This is a genomic window from Dyella japonica (assembly GCF_040545895.1).
Taxonomy (GTDB): domain Bacteria; phylum Pseudomonadota; class Gammaproteobacteria; order Xanthomonadales; family Rhodanobacteraceae; genus Dyella; species Dyella japonica_D.
The window spans coordinates 645,074-661,864 of the sequence record NZ_JBEPMU010000002.1 but is presented as its reverse complement, the minus strand read 5'-3'; the positions used below and the strand labels follow the sequence as shown (position 1 = coordinate 661,864).

Below are 16,791 nucleotides of genomic sequence, written 5' to 3'. Positions count from 1 at the left end.
CTCCTGCGAAGCGACGATCAGGCGAGGCTGGTTGCCGCACCAAATGCCACGGCCATCACGACTGCCACCGCCATGCATGCGCTGGTGGGGCGAATGCGATGCGCGTCGATGCGCGGAATGAGCCGCCACAGCACGAACACGCCCACGATCATGTCCACCACCAGCGCACCGCGCAGCAGGGGCGAGGTGAGCAGCGGCGCATAGGGCGGTTTCGTGTGGCCCTCGTGCATGGCCACGCCGGCTACGATGAGCAGGCCGATCAGATTCCATACCAGGCACGCGAGATACGTACGATTGAACACCACCGGGCAACGCTCCACCCAACGCAGCACCGACCACGCGACGATCGCAAAGAACATCGCGCCGATGCTGCTGTAGAGCACCCACCAGAGCAGGGTGCTGATAAGGGTGAGGAAGGTGGTCATGAGGCGTTCCTGTTTCCGTTTGGCTTGCCGGGTAAATGCCGGCTTTCTTCTTTTGATCGTCATTCCGGCGCAGGCCGGAATCCAGTGACTGGCGTGGTCGGTTATCGCCTCACGGCACAAGCGTCGCGCTTGTCGCGAATTCCGCCCTCACGCCATTGGATTCCGGCCTGCGCCGGCATGACGCATGGGTGAGGTGGCTAGACGCCCACGCGCCGCAACAACTTGTCCATCAACCACGCCGGCCCCACCAGCAGGTACGCCAGGTCGGTGAAGAAGCTTGGTCGGCGGCCTTCGATGGCATGTCCGATGAACTGCCCGATCCACGCCACCACGAACACACCGATGCCGGTGAGCAGCAGGTTGTGCGCGCCCAGCGTGCGATAGGCGAACTCGGTGAGCAGGCACAGCAGCACCAGCACCACGAACAATGCCGCGGCGATGCGATGCGATTTCTTCCAGTACCAGGTAAACGCCAGCACGAGTGCGAGCACGGCCCAGAAGCCGGGGCGGCCGATCATTGGCGGCACGGGAATGGTCCACATCATGGCGATGGCGCACCACAGGATCAGCGGCACGCAGATCCAGTGCAGCAGGCGGTTGGTCGGGTGCTGATGATCGTTGCTGTAGCTGTCGAGCCAGCCTTGCATGCCTTGCGTCGAACCCGTCGCTGCCATCGGTGCGCCCCCGCTCCTGAAGAAAGGTTGAGGATCACCGCCGCCACGATCGGCCCGAGGGCAGGCGTGGCAGCGGGATCCAGCTTGGGCTGGAACGCTACCACGCCGGCACGGGCGATCAATCGACGGTGATGTTGGCCAGGCGCTGCAGCGCTTCGGCGTACTTGGCCGCCGTGGCGGCGATGACGTCGGCGGGCACGTTCGGGCCCGGCGCCTTCTTGTTCCAGTCCAGCGTTTCCAGGTAGTCGCGCACGAACTGCTTGTCGTAGCTCGGCGGGCTGATGCCGACCTGGTACGAATCGGCAGGCCAGAAGCGCGAGGAGTCGGGCGTGAGCATCTCGTCCATCACGTAGAGCTTGCCGTTCTCGTCGGTGCCGAATTCGAACTTGGTGTCGGCGATGATGATGCCGCGCTCCGCGGCGTACGCCGCTGCCCACTTGTAAATGGACAGCGTGGCCTCGCGCACCTGTTCGGCAAGATCCGGGCCCACCGCCGCTACGACCGCATCAAAGCTCACGTTCTCGTCGTGATCGCCCACGGCGGCCTTGGTGGACGGCGTGAAGATGGGTTCCGGCAACTGCTGCGCCTGCTTGAGCCCGGCCGGTAGCGTGATACCGCACAGCGAGCCGGTGGCCTGGTAGTCCTTCCAGCCCGAACCGATGATATAGCCGCGCGCGATCGCTTCCACCGGCACCGGCTTCAGGCGGCGGGTGACCACGGCGCGCTTCTCGTACAGCTTCACGTCGGTGCCGGCGGGCAGCACCTCGGCCAGCGGCACGTCGAGCAGATGGTTGGGCACCAGGTGCGCCGTCTTGGCGAACCAGAAGTTGGAGATCTGCGTGAGCATTTCGCCCTTGCCCGGAATCGGATCGGGCAGCACCACATCAAAGGCGGACAGGCGGTCGCTGGCCACGATCAACAACCGGTCACCCTGATCGCGGTCATCGGGGCGATGACCGCGCGGCAGCGCGTAGACGTCGCGCACCTTGCCGCGATGGATCAGCTCAAGGCCCGGAAGATTCGATTGCAGCAGGGTGGTGGGCACGGTCTTTCGCTCCTGGATGGCCGACCTGGCGGGGCAGGGCGGGAAAATCGGCGGTACGACCCGGGCGGGGCCGCGATCAAGCGGATAATTGTAACGGCTGGCGCCGGTGCGCGAGGCGGGGCGACCTCAAACCGCTCCCGGTGGGCGTTGCACTGGCTGCTAGACTTGGCGCTTTTTGAGCCCGGGTCTTTCCCATGGTCCAGCCGCCCCGCCGCATCGCCTCGTTGTTCCGGTGCCTTGCCGTCGCCGTTCTGGCGTGTGGCGCCGTGGCATCGGTGCAGGCCGCACCGGCCAAACCCGCGCGCCTGGGCCTGTGTGCCGCCTGCCACGGCGAAACCGGCATGGCGCAGATTCCCGGCGCGCCCCATCTCGCCGGGCAAAAGCTCGACTACCTGCGCGAAGCGCTCAAGCAATACCGCGACGGTCGCCGCAACGTGCCCCTGATGCGCGCGGCCATCGGACCCATCAGTGATGCCGACCTCGATGAACTGGCGCGTTGGTACAGCGCACAGACGCCGTCCGCGCCCACCCAAGGCAACCCATGAACTTCACCTGGACCCTCTGGCTTGCCCTCTTCGGATTGATCTTCGGCCACGGGCTTCCCGGCGCCGTGGTGGGCGGCATTACCGGTTTCATCATCGACAGCCTGCGTCAGGGCCAACGCCGACGCGCCACGCCGGAAGCGGGCGGTTACATCAGCCCCTTGTTCGCCTTGCTGGGCGCGGTGGCGAAGGCCGATGGCCGCGTGTCAGAGGCGGAGATCGCCGTCGCCGAGCGCGTCATGCAGCGCATGGGCCTGGAGCACGAGCAGCGCAAGCAGGCCATCACCGCGTTCAATGCGGGCAAGCAACCGGAGTTCGACGTCACCCCGGCCATCGAACAGCTGCGCCGCTGGGTGGGCCTGCGCCGCGACCACGCCTTTCCCGTGCTGGACGTGGTGATCGAAACGGTAATCGCCGAAGGCAACCCGCCCCCGGAAAAAATGGCCATCCTGCGCCAGCTCGCCTTCGCGTTGCGCGTGAGCGACATGGAACTGATGGCGCTGATGGCCATGAAGGGCTATGCCTGGAATGCCACGGGCGGCAGCTCGCGCGGCTACGGCCAGCGCGGCAACGGCGGCTATGTGCCGCCCCAGCGCAACGCGAACGGGCCCGATCCGTACACCGTGCTCGGCATTGCCCGCGACGTGGACGACCGCGCCGTGAAGCGCGCCTATCGCAAGCTCATTTCCGAACACCACCCCGACCGCCTGGGCGACCTGCCCGAAGCCATGCGCAAGCAGGCCGAATCTCGGGCCAGCGAGATCAATGCCGCGTACGAGCGCATCAAGGCCGAGCGCGGGTTTAAGTAAACTTTGCCGTGACTTGTGGAAGCGCACCCTGTGCGCGACCGCAGCCATCACGTCACCTCAGGTCGCGCACAAGGTGCGCTCCTACAGGAATACGAATATGAGCAAGCAAGCCAACGTCATCGCCCCGTCCATTCTTTCCGCCGACTTCGCCCGGCTCGGCGAAGACACCGCCAAGGCGCTGGCCGCTGGTGCGGACTGGGTGCATTTCGACGTGATGGACAACCACTACGTGCCCAACCTCACCATGGGCCCGATGGTGCTCAAGGCGCTGCGCGACTACGGCATCACCGCACCGATCGACGTGCACCTGATGGTGAAGCCGGTGGACCGCATCGTGCCGGACTTCGCCAAGGCCGGCGCCAGCGTGATCAGCTTCCATCCGGAAGCGAGCGAACACGTGGACCGCACCATCGGCCTCATCAAGGATTCCGGCTGCCAGGCCGGCCTGGTGTTCAACCCGGCCACCTCGCTGGACTGGCTCGACTACGTGATGGACAAGCTCGACCTGATCCTGCTGATGTCGGTGAACCCGGGCTTCGGCGGTCAGAAGTTCATCCCCTCGGCGCTGGACAAGCTGCGCGAGGTGCGTCGTCGCATCGATGAAAGCGGCCGGCCGATTCGCCTGGAAATCGACGGCGGCGTCACCGCGGCCAACATCGGGGAAATTTCGGCCGCCGGCGCGGATACCTTCGTGGCGGGCTCGGCCATCTTCAACGCGCCCGACTACCAGGCCGTGATCCAGGCCATGCACCAGCAGTTGGCTGCCGTGCGCGGCTGATGCTGGTCCAGAAAAGAAAAATCCCGGCGCTGTTAACGCCGGGAGAAGTTTCGTCGGAACGACGTGTGAGGAGACCACACAACGGACGCCGATCCACGGCAAGAATCCGCGACCGTCGAAACTTCTGACCGGGAATTTGCGCTTTGGTTCCCGTCGAAGCGTCATCATCTTTCGATAGCGCTTTGTTAACGCACAAAAAAATCCCCGCCTGCCGGCGGGGAAGGAACGTGCCTAGGATGGGAACAGGGGTTACACCGGTTGCCAGTCCGGATCGGGCTCATCGGCCCCGGCGGCCGGCGCGCTTCCATGCGCACCAGCCGCTTCCATGGCTTCCACGGGTAATGCGAAGAAGGGATCGTCCAGGTCGATATCGCTATTCATGGTTGGCCTCCTCAGTGCAGGCTCATGACCAGGCCCAGTAATAGACCACCGAGTGCCAAGACCACGCGAAGTGGCTCGAAGCCGCGCAGTTCGGCATTGGGGTCGACGTTGGGCTGGCCGGTGGGACGCATGACAGGACTCCTGAAAGGACGAGCCCATTGGGCGGCCGGCGCGGGCATGGGGCGGGCGCCGGATATGGCAAAACGCGGGCAAGATCGGCCCGCCATCGGGCAGAACCCCTGAAACGTGACAGGGTTCCACCCGACTATGGCGCGTCGCCGGCCCAACATGGCGAAACGCGGGCAGTGCATGGCGATGGCTTGCGCGGCCTGGGCCCAGGCTTCACGCTGCGCGGCGACACCATCCTGGAGTGAACCATGGGCCGCAGTATCGCCATCGTCGAAGACGAGCCGCTGATCCGCGCGAACTACGTCGAGGCGCTCACCCGCTTCGGCTACGAAACGCGCGGCTACGGCTCGCGGCAGGAAGCCTCCGGCGCGTTCGCGATGCGCCTGCCCGAGCTCGTCATCATCGACATCGGCCTGGGCGACGAGCCCGAGGGCGGCTTCGACCTGTGCCGCGAACTGCGCGCCAAGTCGGCCACGCTGCCGATCATCTTCCTCACCGCGCGCGATTCGGATTTCGACGTGATCTCCGGCCTGCGCCTGGGCGCGGACGACTACCTCAGCAAGGACACCAGCCTGCACCAGCTGGCGGCGCGCATTGCGGCGCTATTCCGCCGCATCGAATCGCTGAAGGTGCCGGCCAGCAGCGAAACGGTGATCGAGCACGGCCCGCTCAAGCTCGAATCCGAGCGCATGCGCATCACCTGGAACCACGAGGAAATTCCGCTCACCGTCACCGAGTTCTGGATGGTGCACACGCTGGTGCGTTTCCCCGGTCACGTGAAGAATCGCGACCAGCTGATGCGCGAAGCGGAGTTGGTGGTGGACGACGCCACCATCACCTCGCACATCAAGCGCATCCGCAAGAAATTCATCGCCGTGGCGCCGGAATTCGACGCCATCGAAACGGTGCACGGCGTGGGTTATCGATGGAAGCCGTGATGCGGGCATAAGCCATCGCGGCAGTGAGAGAAACATGGACGTTCCAAACGAAGAAGAGGCAGCGTCGGCGCAGGGAGCGGCGGACTGGTCGCTGCCCACCCGACGAACGCGGGCATGGTTCTGGCTGCGCTCGCGCGGACTGATCGCTCGCCAGGCGCTGCGCAACGCATTCGATCGCAAGCTGCGGCGCTGGCCGGTGGGCGATCGACTTGCCGACGCACCGATCCTGTTCCAGTCGCGCAGTCCGTTGTGGACGGACGGGAGCGACGAAGAATTCATTCTGGTGGCGGGCAAGGTGCACAACCTGCGCATCGCAGCCAAGGCGTTCCATGGCGTGGAAGTGGCTGCCGGCGCGTGCCTCAGCTTCTGGCAACAGCTCGGCCGCCCCACGGGGCGGCGTGGCTTTGTGGTGGGCCGCGAAATTCGCCATGGATGCGTGGTGCCCGCGCTGGCCGGTGGCATCTGCCAGATATCGAATGCTCTCGCCATGGCGGCGGCCCGCGCGGGATTCGAATGCGTGGAACGGCATGGACATACGGCACGCATTGAGCAGGCGCATGGTGATGCTGGCGCCGCGGACGCCACGGTCTTCTGGAACTACGTGGACTTGAAAATTCGCGCGCCGGCAGCGTGGCGCATCGAATTGGAGCTGGATGCAAGCGAGCTGGTGCTCACCTTGCGCGGCGATACCGGCGTGACGGCCGCGCCAGTGCCGGTGGTTGAAGCGATAGCGACTTCGCCCAGGCGCGTAGCGCGAGGCTGCCTGACCTGCGAAGAGACGACGTGTTCGCTGCACCAGCCGTGGCGTGCGCGTCCGCAACGCAGCGCATGGCTGCTGGATGGACATACGCCGGAATTCGAACGCTATCTCCGACAGCAGCAAGAACCCGCCGATCTCTTCCTGCCATCGTTAGCTTCCTCGTGGCGGCGATGGCTGCCTGCGAGCTTTGCCGTCGACGGCTGGGCGGGATGGCGTGCCCATCCGGCACGACGGACATTCGCTGCCATCTGGCTGAGACGACGGTTGTGGCTGCGCCTTTGGGCGCGCCGCGCCGGTGGTCGACGGCAGGCCTCCGTGCTGGACGGTCAGCGTTGGCTAGCCGACGCGTTTCGTCGCCGCCTGCGTCCCGAGCATACGTCGCTCATCGTCGATCAGGCCTTGTTGCCGCATTTGCAGCGCGCCGGTGCGCTCGGTGGCCGGCGTTACGAGGTTCTTGCTGGCGCGTTGCCCATGGACGAAATCCAGCGACGTCTGGATGAAGCCCACGAGCATCTTCGAACGCGTGGAATCCGTGCCGAAGCGCTGGAGGATTTTCGCGTCAATCCGCGGCTGATCGCCGCCGAACACGCCGCCATGCGCGGCGCTGCGTGCGTGGTGACGGCGCATGCCGAGGTGGCTGCATATTGGCGTGAGCGCGGCCTGCGCGTGCATCGATTGCCGTGGGAGCTGCCGGCCGCGTCGCGGCGGTCAGCGAGAACCGTCCAAGGTGATGTCCCACTCATCGTGTTGGCGGCCAGCGCACTGGCGCGCAAAGGCGTGCACGAACTGGTCGAGGCCTTGCGTGGCTGGCGGTGCAGGCTACTCGTGCTGGGCAGCCAGGCGGAAGACGCCGCGTTGTGGCAGGGCCTCGATATCGCCTATGCCAGCTACGCCAGCGACTGGATCGCGCGTGCGGACGTCGTGGTGCTGCCGGCCCATGTGGAGCATTCGCCTCGCGGCGCCTTGCTGGCGCTGGCGCACGGGGTGCCCGTGTTAGCCTCGCGTGCCTGCGGACTGGAGGGCGTTCCCGGCGTGACGTCGGTGCCTGCCGGCGACGTGGACGCCTTGCGTCATGCGCTGCAGAGCGTGTTGGCCGTTCATTCCATCAACGGCACGATGCCTTCCGATTCCCTCGTTTCCACTTCCAGGACTGTTTCATGAAATTCCGATGCCTTGCCCCGATGACGTGCATCCTGCGCAGACTGGCCGTCCTGTTGCTGCTGACGGCAGCCGTTGCAGCGCACGCTCAAGCCGGCAAGGACGTGCTCGTGGTCGGGCAGGCGGATCGCGAGATTCCGGGCTGGGCCATCCACACCGAACTGCCGGACGGCTGGACGCAGGACTGCTGCATGTACGCCAAGGCCATCGGGGTGAACATGGTGCTGTACAGGGGCGAGTGGACCGGCGAGCCCGACCGCGTGATGGTGCTCAACGTTTGGACGTCCAAACTGTCGTCGCTTGAGGCCGAGCTGCAGGACGATCGTCATCATTACCTCGGCCGCGATCCGTCCGGCAAATACAGCGTGTTCGCGCTGGACAACAAGGCCGTAGCCTGTCGTGGCGTGTTTTACGAAGGCACCGACCACAAGGACGATGTGGTGGTCTTCTGCGATCCGGGCCTGGCCAGCGGCATCCGCTTCAGCTGGTCGATGACGCTGGCGCACGACGATGCGCAGAAACAGGACCTGCTCGCCCTGTTCCGCCGCGTGGCGGAGCAGTCGCGCTACATGGCGCAGGGCGCCGCCAAGCCGAACGCAGGCAAGATGCAGCATTGAGCTGCGCTTTCGGTATCGTCGCCCCATGAACCTCCGCCGCAAACTCCTGCTCGTCGCCCTCTGCACGCTGGCTCTGCCGGTGGCAGGCTGGTTGTACGTGCGTCAGATGGAAACCCTGTTGCGCGAAGGGCAGGCGCAGGCACTCACGGCATCGGCACGTGCGATGGCGCGCAGCCTGGTGGTCACCGATGCGCCGCTGCCGCCGGCCGGCCCGGTGTGGTACGTGCAGGATGCGGCCAATCCCATCACGGTCGACGGTTATGGCGACGACTGGGCGCCGCTTACACCATGGAGCCAGGCGCTGGACAAGCGCGGCAAGTTGCTGCTCGCCGAAGATGCCGACTGGCTTTATCTCTATGCCGACGTGCGTGGCGCGCAACGCACGCGCGCGGACGCGGATGATCCCAATGCCTTGCGTGCCGATCATCTGGTACTGAGCCTCGGCAAAGGCGACCAGTCGCGACGTTTTCTGCTTGCAAGTTCGGCGCCGGGCCCGATGACGGCGCGCCCGCTCGATCCGCCGGTGGACGGGCTGCCCACGCGCATCACCGCGCAATGGCAGGAGGACGGCAGCGGTTACCGCGTGGAACTGCGCGTGCCGCGCAGCGCCGGGCTGGATGCTCTCGGCTTGGCCGTGTTCGATCCAACCACGGGTGGCGACCCGGAAGCCGTGCAGAGTCGCCCGCTGGTGACGTACTCCAAGCCGCTGTCCAAGGAACTGGGTTTGCTGGCGCTCGATGGCGTGCAGGCGCGCGTGCTTGCGCCGCAGGGCTGGCTGCTGGCGCAGACCGGTCGCCTCGCCACGCCCGCCACCGCGCCGGGCGATCAGCCGGGCTGGTTTGCCTCGCTGGTCTACCGCTCGTTGCTGGCCAATCGCGTGGACGATGCGGAACTGTGGACGGATGACGTCCCGCGCCTGGACGTGAGCGAAGTACGCGAGGCCAGCGAAGGCAAGCCCGCCACCCTGTGGCGACAAGGTGAAGCGCGCGGCAGCGTGGTGCTGGCCGCCGCCGTGCCCATCGAACGCGACGGCCAGGTGCGTGGTGTGCTGTTGCTGGAGCAGGCCAGTCGCGCGGTGCCATTGCTTGCCAATCGTGCGCTGCTCGGTTTGCTGCTCACGAGTTTCGGCGTGTTGTTGGTGGCGGGTGCGATTCTGCTGATCTTCGCCACGCGTTTGAGCATTCGCCTCGGCCGGCTGCGTGATGCGGCCGAGCGCGCGCAGTTGAACGATGGACGTCTGGACGGCCCGTTCCCGATGACCTCATCGGAAGACGAGATCGGCGACCTCGCACGCAGCTTCGAGCGGCTGTTCGAGGTGGTGGGCGGCTACACCGATTACCTGCGCACGCTCGCCTCCAAGCTTTCCCACGAATTGAATACGCCGTTGGCGATCGTGAAATCCTCGCTCGACAACCTGGAACACGCGCTGCAGGCCGAACACGCGATGCCTCCCGATGCGGCGCCATATCTCCAGCGCGCCCACGACGGCGTGGCGAGGCTCGGCATGCTGGTGCGCGCGATGAGCGAAGCCAGCCGCATGGAACGCGCCATTGCGGCCGCCGAACCGGAAGACGTGGACCTGGTCGCGGTCGTTCGTGGCTGCAGCGACGCTTACCGCCCGCTGGCCGGCACGCGCCGCATGGAAACCGAGTTGCCGCATGAGTCCATGACCATGCACTGCGCACCGGAACTGATCGCGCAGGCCTTGGACAAATTGTTCGACAACGCCCTGTCCTTCACGCCCGAAGGTGGCTGGCTGCGCCTGACGCTGCGCGCCACGCACGATGGTGCGGAGATCGAACTGGCCAACCAGGGCCCGCCGCTGCCGGCGGCGATGCAGGGACGACTGTTCGACTCACTGGTGAGCCTGCGCGACAAGGCCACGCCCGGCGACGCGCCGCACCTGGGCCTGGGTCTCTACGTGGTGCGCCTCGTGGCCGAACGTCACGGCGGCATGGCGATGGCGCGCAACCTGGAAGACGGCAGCGGCGTGGCGTTCACGCTGCAGTTGCACGGCATGCCGCGGCAGCGGCTTTAGTGCGATGAGTCGAGGGGAAAGAAGTGAGGAGTGAGAAGTGAGAAGTGAGGAGTGAGAAGTGAGAAGTGAGAAGTGAGAAGTGAGAAGTGAGAAGTGAGAAGTGAGAAGTGAGAAGTGAGGGAAGCATTTCGTGATCTTTGGCCCTCTCTCACTCCTCACTCCTCTTCACTCGCTCCCGCCTACTTCATTTCACCCAGCGTCCAGCCGCCGCCGCCGGGCAACACGGCGATCTGGCGCACCGTGGTGGCCGCGCAACTCGCTGGCTTGTCGCTGCACTGGGCCAGCGTGACGCGCAGGTGCTGGTCGTCCACCAGATCGAAATCGGTCAGCTTGGTATTCGCAAGATGCGTTGCCGTATCCAGCGCCGTACCGATGAACACGCCGTTGTGGAACACGTAGAGCTGTAGCGCGTTCGGCTGGCATTGCTCGTCGACGGAGACGGCGGCCTCGGCCACGTAGGTGTCGCCCTTGCGTTGCGCGCGACCGGTGAGCAGGCGCTGACCCGTGAGCAGGAAGCGGTCTTCGTCGTTCTTGGGTGTGGCCGTCTTGGCCATGCATTGCGTGGCGGCAACCGTGGCCGGCGCGCTTTGCGACAATGGTTTCAACGGGCGCGGCACGTAAGGCTGCGCAACAGGAACGGCCGCAGGTTTTTGCATCCACAGCACCAGTGCCGTGGCACTGAGCACCACAGCGATCACGGCCACGGCGCGACCGCGCAGCAGCGGACGCGGATACAGATAGACCAGCGCACACAGTGCCACCAGCAACGCCACCGGCGACAACGGATGCCACAGCAGCGCCAGCACGGCGAACAGGGCCGCGAAGACCGCGGCGGTGGAAAAGCGCCGCTTGCTTGGAGCTGGTGCCGGCGCAGTCGATGCAGGCAGCGGCGGCGGTTCGTGGGACACCGGCTCGCTGGCTTCCGGCAGGAACGCCCCGAACGAATGCGCCTCTTCATGTTCTGGCGCCACGCCCTCCAACGGCAGCGGTGGTGGTTCGGCTGCCGCCGCCGCTTCCCACGCAAACCAGGTCTGGCCGCCGTCGTGGCACCACTGGTCGCCGGTTTCGGCGTAGTGGCTCAGCGCCGCTTCCGGCAAAGGTCCGCGCACCTGGTTGTCGCGTCGCAGCCAGATCAGCCGGTCGCCATCAGGCCACACGTCGGCTTCCGCACCCATGCCGCGAAGTTGCGCCGCTTGTGCCTCGGCGGCATCGACGTCCAGGCCGCGCCGGATGATCAGTGGCGATCGCGAGAAAACGCGCTCGCGGAAACCGGCCATCTCCATCCCGAAGGCGGCTGCCATGCGTTCATGCACCACGGCGGGGTCCAGCCCATCGAGCAGGCGACCGGAAAGTACCAGGCAACGGTGATCCAGACCCATCGATTTCCCCTGCGGATGCAGCCACGTGCACCGATTGCCCAAGGGTAGGCGCGCCAGCGCGGCCGAACAAGCGATATCGGGGCCCGAAGCCCATGCCGTGGGCGACAATCATGGGCCGGCCCTTCGGTTCGACGCCTGAGTGCCCCTACAATGCTTGTTCAAGCTTGGCCATCCGGATCCCCCACGTGATTTCCCGAGACGATTTCGACGCGCTGGCAGCGCAGGGTCATACCCGCATCCCGCTGGTGCGCGAGGTGTTTTCCGACCTCGACACGCCGCTGTCGGTGTACCTGAAGCTGGCCGACGGCCCGTACACCTTCCTGTTCGAGTCGGTCGAGGGGGGCGCCACCTGGGGCCGCTATTCCATCATCGGCCTGCCGGCCAAGCGCGTGTATCGCCTGCGCGGCCACGAGCTGGAAGTGGAAGACGCCGGCGAAGTGACCGAGCGCCGCCACGTGGCCGACCCGCTGGGCGAGATCGAAACGCTGCGCAAGCAGTACAACGTGCCGCGCCTGCCGCAGCTGCCCGCCTTTACGGGCGGTCTCGTCGGCTATTTCGGTTTCGAAACCATCGGCTACATCGAGCCGCGTCTTGCGCAGTGGGATCGCCCCGACGAACTGGGCACGCCCGACGTGCTGCTGATGCTCGCCGAGGAAGTGGCCGTCTTCGACAACCTCAAGGGCCGCCTCTACCTGATCGTGCACGCCGACCCGTCGAAGCCGCACGCGTACGCCGAGGCGCAGCGACGTCTCGATGCATTGGTGTACCGCCTGCGCCAGAGCGGCGTGTCGTACCCGCAGCTCAACCAGAGCACGGCGCTGGACGAAAGCGACTTCAAGTCTTCCTTCACCAAGGAGGAATTCGAGGCGATGGTGGAGCGGGCGAAGGAATACATCCGCGCCGGCGACATCTTCCAGGTGGTGCCCTCGCAGCGCCTGAGCGTGGGTTTCAACGCACGGCCGGTGGACGTGTACCGCGCGTTGCGCGCGCTCAATCCGTCGCCGTACATGTACTTCGTGGATCTGGGCAACACGCAGATCGTCGGTTCCTCGCCGGAAATCCTCGCTCGTCTCAAGGACGGCAAGGTCGTGGTGCGCCCGCTCGCCGGCACGCGCAAGCGCGGCGCCACCGAAGAGGAAGACCAGGCGTTGGAAGCCGAACTGCTGGCCGATCCGAAGGAACGCGCCGAGCACGTGATGCTGATCGACCTGGGCCGCAACGACATCGGACGCATCAGCGACACCGGCAGCGTGGAAGTGAGCGAGTCGTTCGTCGTCGAGCGCTACTCGCATGTGATGCACATCGTGTCGCAGGTGCAGGGCAACGTTCGTCCCGACGTCGGCTACATGGACGTGCTCAAGGCCACCTTCCCCGCAGGCACGCTCAGCGGCGCACCGAAGATCCGCGCGCTGGAGATCATCCAGGAGCTGGAGCCGTACAAGCGCAACATCTACGCTGGTGCCATCGGTTGGATCGGCTGGTGGGGCGATGCGGATACCGCCATCGCCATTCGCACGGCAGTCATCCAGGATGGACGTCTGCACGTCCAGGCCGGCGCGGGCATCGTGTACGACTCCGATCCCGCATCCGAATGGGAAGAGACGATGAGCAAGGGCCGCGCGCTGTTCCGCGCAGTGGCCCAGGCGGCCAAGGGCCTGTGATCATGCGCGGCCTGCGACGCGGTGCGGCCTGGTCCTGCGTGCTCGGTCTGGGCAGCAGTCTGCTGGTTTCGTCACTGCATGCGCGCGAGCCCGAGCTGCCGCCGACGTGGCGTGATGATGCAACCTCGCGGCTTGAAGCGCTGGCGCTGCTGCAGTCGCTCAACGCCGAGTTGCTCAGCCACCCAAGCGCCACGCTGACGCTGGAGCGTTGGTGCGGCGCGCATCACCTCGCGCCCGAAGCAAAGATCATCGCCGAGCGCGTGCCGGGCGAAGACAAGCCTTTGCCGTCCGAAGCGCGTGCCCAGTTGCAGATCGGTGCGGACGAACCCCTACGCTATCGCCGCGTGCAACTCGCCTGCGGCCCGCACGTGCTGTCCGAAGCCGACAACTGGTACGTGCCTTCGCGCCTTACCGACGCGATGAACCATGAACTCGATACCTCCGACACGCCGTTCGGCAAGGTGGTGCAGCCATTGCACTTCCGTCGGCAGACGCTATCGGCCGAACTATTGTGGTCGCCCTTGCCGCAGGGCTGGGAAAACGCAGCGAGCTTGCCCGCTGCTACCGGCGCCGCACTCGTGATGCCGCATCACGTGCTCGAACATCGTGCGGTGTTGTTCGATCAATCGAACCGTCCTTTCAGTTTGGTGATCGAAAGTTACACGTCGCAAGTTCTTGCCTTCGCGCCTGCCGCGCAGACTCGGCCATAAGTTAGATATCGCGCCTCTCGTCTTTACGCCGCATCTTCGATAACAATGCGGCAGCGCAGTCACTGGGGGGCTGACTGTCTTGCGTCCAACTGTCGTCTGACAGTGCGTTCGTGCACCACGAATGCGATGCGCATCACCGCCACCTGTTTCAGCTCCTGCGGTACGGACATCCAGGGGATCATCCGGTGAACGCGCAGGGTCACGTCAGGGGAATGACATGAAGCATTTATGGAAGAAGGGCGTGGTTGTCGCGTGCGCCCTGAGCGTTTCTGCGTGCGCGTCGATCGTGGGTGGTCGTTATCAGGAGGTGCACGTGGAGGCGCGTGCGGCCGATCAGAGCATTCGCGCCGACTGCAGGCTGAGCAATGGCACGGGCGAAGTGCGCGTGCTTACGCCAGGCACCGCGACGGTGCACCGTTCATCGCACGATCTGTCGGTGGTCTGCCAGAAGGATGGCAAGCAGGTTGCGCAACAGACGTATGATTCGAGCATTCGCGGCCTGGTATGGGGCAACCTGATCATCGGCGGCTTGATCGGCATCGCCATCGATTTCTCGGACGGCGCCTCGCATCACTACCCGAACAAGCTCACGGTCGTGCTCCCATCGGCCTATGCCGCCGTGGCCACCTATCCGAGCGGAAACGCCGCGCAGGCCGGTACCTATGCCACGCCGACGGCCGATGGCCTGGCTAGTCTCGATGGCCGCGTGAGCAAGAGCATGTTCAACGCTGCGCAGAACGTGGCGGCGGCCCGCCAGTGCGATCGCGCGATCCATGTGGTGATGGTCGATGGCACGCGCGCCATGTTCCGTTCGCAGTGTCCGGCGTCCAGCGACGTGCAGATCGAATGCGCAGGCGATGCCTGCGTTCCGCTGCAGCAGGCGGGCATCGCCAGCAACTGACAATTCGCTTGTGATGGAATGAAGGGAGCTGGCTATCACGCCAGCTCTCTTCGCTTATGGCGTGTGCAGGAATCGCTGCCCGATGGCCAGCGCCGTGCGATAAGGCTCCGGATCGTTGCGGTTGCTGAGCAGCACGACGGTGAGACGCTGCTTGGGCCAACGGATGATCACATTGCGAAAGCCCATGCTTTCACCCGAATGCCACAGCACGTCGCCGTGGATGCGCCAGCCGAAGCCGTAGCCATCGACGTCGACTTCGTCGCTCACCTTGTTCTGGATGCCGAAGGCGAGTTGGCGTGATGCGTCCGACAACAGGCGGCGGTCGTACAACGCGGCGTCCCACTTCGCCATGTCGTCGATAGAGGAGTAGATGCCGCCGTCACCGCGCGTGGCGCTGGTGGTGCTTTGGTCCGTGCGGGTCCAGTGGCCGTTTTCCTCGCTGTAGCCGTAGGCGCGATGCGGCACGTTGGGACCGCCACGCACATACAGTAGCGTGTGCGTCATACCTAGCGGCTGGAAGATGTTCCTCGCCAGGAAGTCGGGCAGCGATTGCTTCGAGGCGCGTTCCACGATCAGGCCCAGCAGCACATAGCCACCGTTGCTGTAACGATAGGACGTGCCGGGTGCAAAGTAGCTTTTCGGCTCGGCGGCCAGCATGCGCAGCACATCGGCATCGCTGATCTGATCGGTGACATTCGCGGGCATCAGGTCTTCGTAATCGATCAGGCCGCCGCCATGGCTGAGCAGTTGGCGGATGGTGATTGCCTCGTGCGTTGCCGGCAGTTCCGGAATCCAGTGACGCACATGGTCATCGAGATGGAGCGTGCCACGCTCGGCCAGCAGCAGGATGGCCGCGGCCGTGAACTGCTTGGTGACGGAGGCGAGTCGATAGTTGGTGGCCGGCGTGGCGGCCTCCTGCGTTTCCAGATTGGCCAGGCCGTAGCCGCGACTGACCAACGGCTTGCCGTCCTTGATCACCAGCAGCGACGCGCCGGGCACATCGCCCTGGTAGCGGGACATCATGGCATCGACGTCGCTGGCGGCATCGTTCGCCTGCGCGATGCCGGCCAGAGAAAAAAGAAAGGCGAACAGCGGAGCGAGCCTGCGCATCGCGTTGAACCTCGTTGGAAGATGGTCTTACTGCACTGGTACGTCGTAGATGGTGTCGGGCGTGGGCTCAGGGTTGAGCGTGTAGTGCCACCACTCCATCGCGTAGTTGCGGAAGCCCTCGCGTTCCATCGCCCGTTTCAGCACCTGGCGATTCGCGTGTTGCGTCGCGCTGGCCTCGGGTGAGTCGGTGTTGGCGAGCGTACCGAAATAGTCGAAGTCGGTGCCCATGTCCAAGGGCGTGCAGTGCGTATCGGCGGCGTCGCATTGCATCAGCGTGAGGTCCACGGTGGCGCCGCGGCTGTGGCCCGAGACCGGCGCGATGTAATCGCCGAGTAGGGCGCTCTTGTCGAGCTTCGGGTAGTGCGTTGCCTTGGTTCGCTGGTCCGCGAGATCGCCCGCCCAGCGCACGAAGTGCTTCACGGCGCGCGCCGGCCGATAACAGTCGAACAGCTTGAGACGTTGATGCTGCGCCCGCAGGTCACGTTCCACACGTGCCAGGGCTTCGGCGGCGGGCTTGAGCAGCAGGCACTTCGGCGCGAGGTAGCCGTCGACCGGCGTGCCGACGAAATTGTCGCTGCCGGCGTATTTGATGTCTTCGGTGATGTCGGGCGCGAGCTGGCGGACGTCGACAAGACCAGCCTGTTGCGCGGTTGTTGCGGGTGACAGTGCCGGCGTGCCGTCGGCGTGGACCAGCGCCGTCAGCGCCAACAGCATGCACCCGAAGGCAAGGCGATGC

Annotated in this window: 17 protein-coding genes; 10 read left to right on the top strand and 7 right to left on the bottom strand. The window is 65.4% G+C overall.

All coding sequences use genetic code 11. From position 1 onward, the window contains the following. Window positions 1–17: 17 nt before the first annotated feature. From ABIC75_RS09630 to ABIC75_RS09620, 3 genes are all read right to left on the bottom strand, one after another. On the bottom strand, window positions 18–425 hold the full coding sequence (locus ABIC75_RS09630) for a hypothetical protein (RefSeq protein ID WP_354013605.1): 408 nt from the start codon (window positions 423–425) through the stop codon (window positions 18–20). Between the two features lie 197 nt (window positions 426–622). Next, window positions 623–1,099 (bottom strand): DUF962 domain-containing protein, encoded by a 477-nt coding sequence (locus ABIC75_RS09625; protein ID WP_354013604.1) that lies wholly within the window; start codon window positions 1,097–1,099, stop codon window positions 623–625. A gap of 118 nt (window positions 1,100–1,217) precedes the next feature. Next, window positions 1,218–2,144 carry a phosphoribosylaminoimidazolesuccinocarboxamide synthase gene (locus ABIC75_RS09620; RefSeq protein WP_354013603.1) on the bottom strand — a complete coding sequence of 309 codons (927 nt, stop codon included), beginning with the start codon at window positions 2,142–2,144 and terminating at the stop codon, window positions 1,218–1,220. Window positions 2,145–2,338: 194 nt separating this feature from the next. On the opposite strand from ABIC75_RS09620, the gene ABIC75_RS09615 reads away from it, so the two are divergent. The 3 genes from ABIC75_RS09615 to rpe all read left to right on the top strand — a co-directional run bounded on the left by ABIC75_RS09615 (window position 2,339) and on the right by rpe (window position 4,273). Continuing rightward, window positions 2,339–2,689: a c-type cytochrome gene (locus ABIC75_RS09615; RefSeq protein WP_354013602.1), complete on the top strand. Its 351-nt coding sequence runs from the start codon at window positions 2,339–2,341 to the stop codon at window positions 2,687–2,689. Next, a complete protein-coding gene (gene djlA / locus ABIC75_RS09610) occupies window positions 2,686–3,495 on the top strand; it encodes a co-chaperone DjlA (RefSeq protein ID WP_354013601.1) in 810 nt (269 codons plus the stop codon). Before ABIC75_RS09615 ends, djlA begins: the two co-directional genes overlap by 4 nt. 97 nt (window positions 3,496–3,592) lie before the next feature. Further along, on the top strand, window positions 3,593–4,273 hold the full coding sequence (rpe, locus tag ABIC75_RS09605) for a ribulose-phosphate 3-epimerase (RefSeq protein WP_354013600.1): 681 nt from the start codon (window positions 3,593–3,595) through the stop codon (window positions 4,271–4,273). Window positions 4,274–4,522: 249 nt separating this feature from the next. Here rpe and ABIC75_RS09600 read toward each other — a convergent pair whose 3' ends face one another. Continuing rightward, window positions 4,523–4,654, bottom strand: coding sequence for a hypothetical protein (locus ABIC75_RS09600; RefSeq protein ID WP_354013599.1), 132 nt, complete (start codon window positions 4,652–4,654; stop codon window positions 4,523–4,525). A gap of 377 nt (window positions 4,655–5,031) precedes the next feature. On the opposite strand from ABIC75_RS09600, the gene pdsR reads away from it, so the two are divergent. From pdsR to ABIC75_RS09580, 4 genes are read left to right on the top strand one after another with little or no spacing between them, the layout of a single operon-like run. Then, the gene (gene pdsR, locus ABIC75_RS09595; RefSeq protein WP_354013598.1) at window positions 5,032–5,721 is read left to right on the top strand and encodes a proteobacterial dedicated sortase system response regulator; all 690 of its coding nucleotides are present in this window, start codon (window positions 5,032–5,034) and stop codon (window positions 5,719–5,721) included. A gap of 34 nt (window positions 5,722–5,755) precedes the next feature. After that, window positions 5,756–7,642 (top strand): VanW family protein, encoded by a 1,887-nt coding sequence (locus tag ABIC75_RS09590; RefSeq protein ID WP_354013597.1) that lies wholly within the window; start codon window positions 5,756–5,758, stop codon window positions 7,640–7,642. Then, window positions 7,639–8,256 carry a hypothetical protein gene (locus ABIC75_RS09585; RefSeq protein WP_354013596.1) on the top strand — a complete coding sequence of 206 codons (618 nt, stop codon included), beginning with the start codon at window positions 7,639–7,641 and terminating at the stop codon, window positions 8,254–8,256. The genes ABIC75_RS09590 and ABIC75_RS09585 overlap by 4 nt, the downstream gene beginning before the upstream one ends. A 25-nt stretch (window positions 8,257–8,281) precedes the next feature. Next, window positions 8,282–10,294, top strand: coding sequence for an ATP-binding protein (locus ABIC75_RS09580; protein ID WP_354013595.1), 2,013 nt, complete (start codon window positions 8,282–8,284; stop codon window positions 10,292–10,294). A gap of 179 nt (window positions 10,295–10,473) precedes the next feature. Here ABIC75_RS09580 and ABIC75_RS09575 read toward each other — a convergent pair whose 3' ends face one another. Continuing rightward, window positions 10,474–11,673: a hypothetical protein gene (locus tag ABIC75_RS09575; protein WP_354013594.1), complete on the bottom strand. Its 1,200-nt coding sequence runs from the start codon at window positions 11,671–11,673 to the stop codon at window positions 10,474–10,476. A gap of 185 nt (window positions 11,674–11,858) precedes the next feature. Here ABIC75_RS09575 and trpE point away from each other — a divergent pair, with 185 nt between their 5' ends. From trpE to ABIC75_RS09560, 3 genes are all read left to right on the top strand, one after another. Next, window positions 11,859–13,334, top strand: coding sequence for an anthranilate synthase component I (gene trpE, locus ABIC75_RS09570; protein ID WP_354013593.1), 1,476 nt, complete (start codon window positions 11,859–11,861; stop codon window positions 13,332–13,334). A 2-nt stretch (window positions 13,335–13,336) separates the two neighbouring features. Beyond that, the gene (locus tag ABIC75_RS09565; protein ID WP_354013592.1) at window positions 13,337–14,044 is read left to right on the top strand and encodes a hypothetical protein; all 708 of its coding nucleotides are present in this window, start codon (window positions 13,337–13,339) and stop codon (window positions 14,042–14,044) included. A 217-nt stretch (window positions 14,045–14,261) separates the two neighbouring features. Continuing rightward, window positions 14,262–14,945, top strand: coding sequence for a hypothetical protein (locus ABIC75_RS09560; protein ID WP_354013591.1), 684 nt, complete (start codon window positions 14,262–14,264; stop codon window positions 14,943–14,945). Window positions 14,946–14,999: 54 nt separating this feature from the next. Here ABIC75_RS09560 and ABIC75_RS09555 read toward each other — a convergent pair whose 3' ends face one another. Together ABIC75_RS09555 and ABIC75_RS09550 are read right to left on the bottom strand one after the other, a co-directional pair. After that, the gene (locus tag ABIC75_RS09555; protein ID WP_436407903.1) at window positions 15,000–16,055 is read right to left on the bottom strand and encodes a serine hydrolase domain-containing protein; all 1,056 of its coding nucleotides are present in this window, start codon (window positions 16,053–16,055) and stop codon (window positions 15,000–15,002) included. 27 nt (window positions 16,056–16,082) lie between these two features. Beyond that, window positions 16,083–16,769, bottom strand: a complete 687-nt coding sequence (locus ABIC75_RS09550) for a M15 family metallopeptidase (protein ID WP_354013744.1) — start codon at window positions 16,767–16,769, stop codon at window positions 16,083–16,085. Between the last annotated feature and the right edge of the window lie 22 nt (window positions 16,770–16,791).

Coding starts and splice junctions, on each gene's coding strand:
- ABIC75_RS09630 (WP_354013605.1), bottom strand. CDS start 425: ATGACCACCTTCCTCACCCTTATCAGCACCCTGCTCTGGTGGGTGCTC.
- ABIC75_RS09625 (WP_354013604.1), bottom strand. CDS start 1,099: ATGGCAGCGACGGGTTCGACGCAAGGCATGCAAGGCTGGCTCGACAGC.
- ABIC75_RS09615 (WP_354013602.1), top strand. CDS start 2,339: ATGGTCCAGCCGCCCCGCCGCATCGCCTCGTTGTTCCGGTGCCTTGCC.
- djlA (WP_354013601.1), top strand. CDS start 2,686: ATGAACTTCACCTGGACCCTCTGGCTTGCCCTCTTCGGATTGATCTTC.
- rpe (WP_354013600.1), top strand. CDS start 3,593: ATGAGCAAGCAAGCCAACGTCATCGCCCCGTCCATTCTTTCCGCCGAC.
- ABIC75_RS09600 (WP_354013599.1), bottom strand. CDS start 4,654: ATGAATAGCGATATCGACCTGGACGATCCCTTCTTCGCATTACCCGTG.
- pdsR (WP_354013598.1), top strand. CDS start 5,032: ATGGGCCGCAGTATCGCCATCGTCGAAGACGAGCCGCTGATCCGCGCG.
- ABIC75_RS09590 (WP_354013597.1), top strand. CDS start 5,756: ATGGACGTTCCAAACGAAGAAGAGGCAGCGTCGGCGCAGGGAGCGGCG.
- ABIC75_RS09585 (WP_354013596.1), top strand. CDS start 7,639: ATGAAATTCCGATGCCTTGCCCCGATGACGTGCATCCTGCGCAGACTG.
- ABIC75_RS09580 (WP_354013595.1), top strand. CDS start 8,282: ATGAACCTCCGCCGCAAACTCCTGCTCGTCGCCCTCTGCACGCTGGCT.
- ABIC75_RS09575 (WP_354013594.1), bottom strand. CDS start 11,673: ATGGGTCTGGATCACCGTTGCCTGGTACTTTCCGGTCGCCTGCTCGAT.
- ABIC75_RS09565 (WP_354013592.1), top strand. CDS start 13,337: ATGCGCGGCCTGCGACGCGGTGCGGCCTGGTCCTGCGTGCTCGGTCTG.
- ABIC75_RS09560 (WP_354013591.1), top strand. CDS start 14,262: ATGAAGCATTTATGGAAGAAGGGCGTGGTTGTCGCGTGCGCCCTGAGC.
- ABIC75_RS09555 (WP_436407903.1), bottom strand. CDS start 16,055: ATGCGCAGGCTCGCTCCGCTGTTCGCCTTTCTTTTTTCTCTGGCCGGC.
- ABIC75_RS09550 (WP_354013744.1), bottom strand. CDS start 16,769: ATGCTGTTGGCGCTGACGGCGCTGGTCCACGCCGACGGCACGCCGGCA.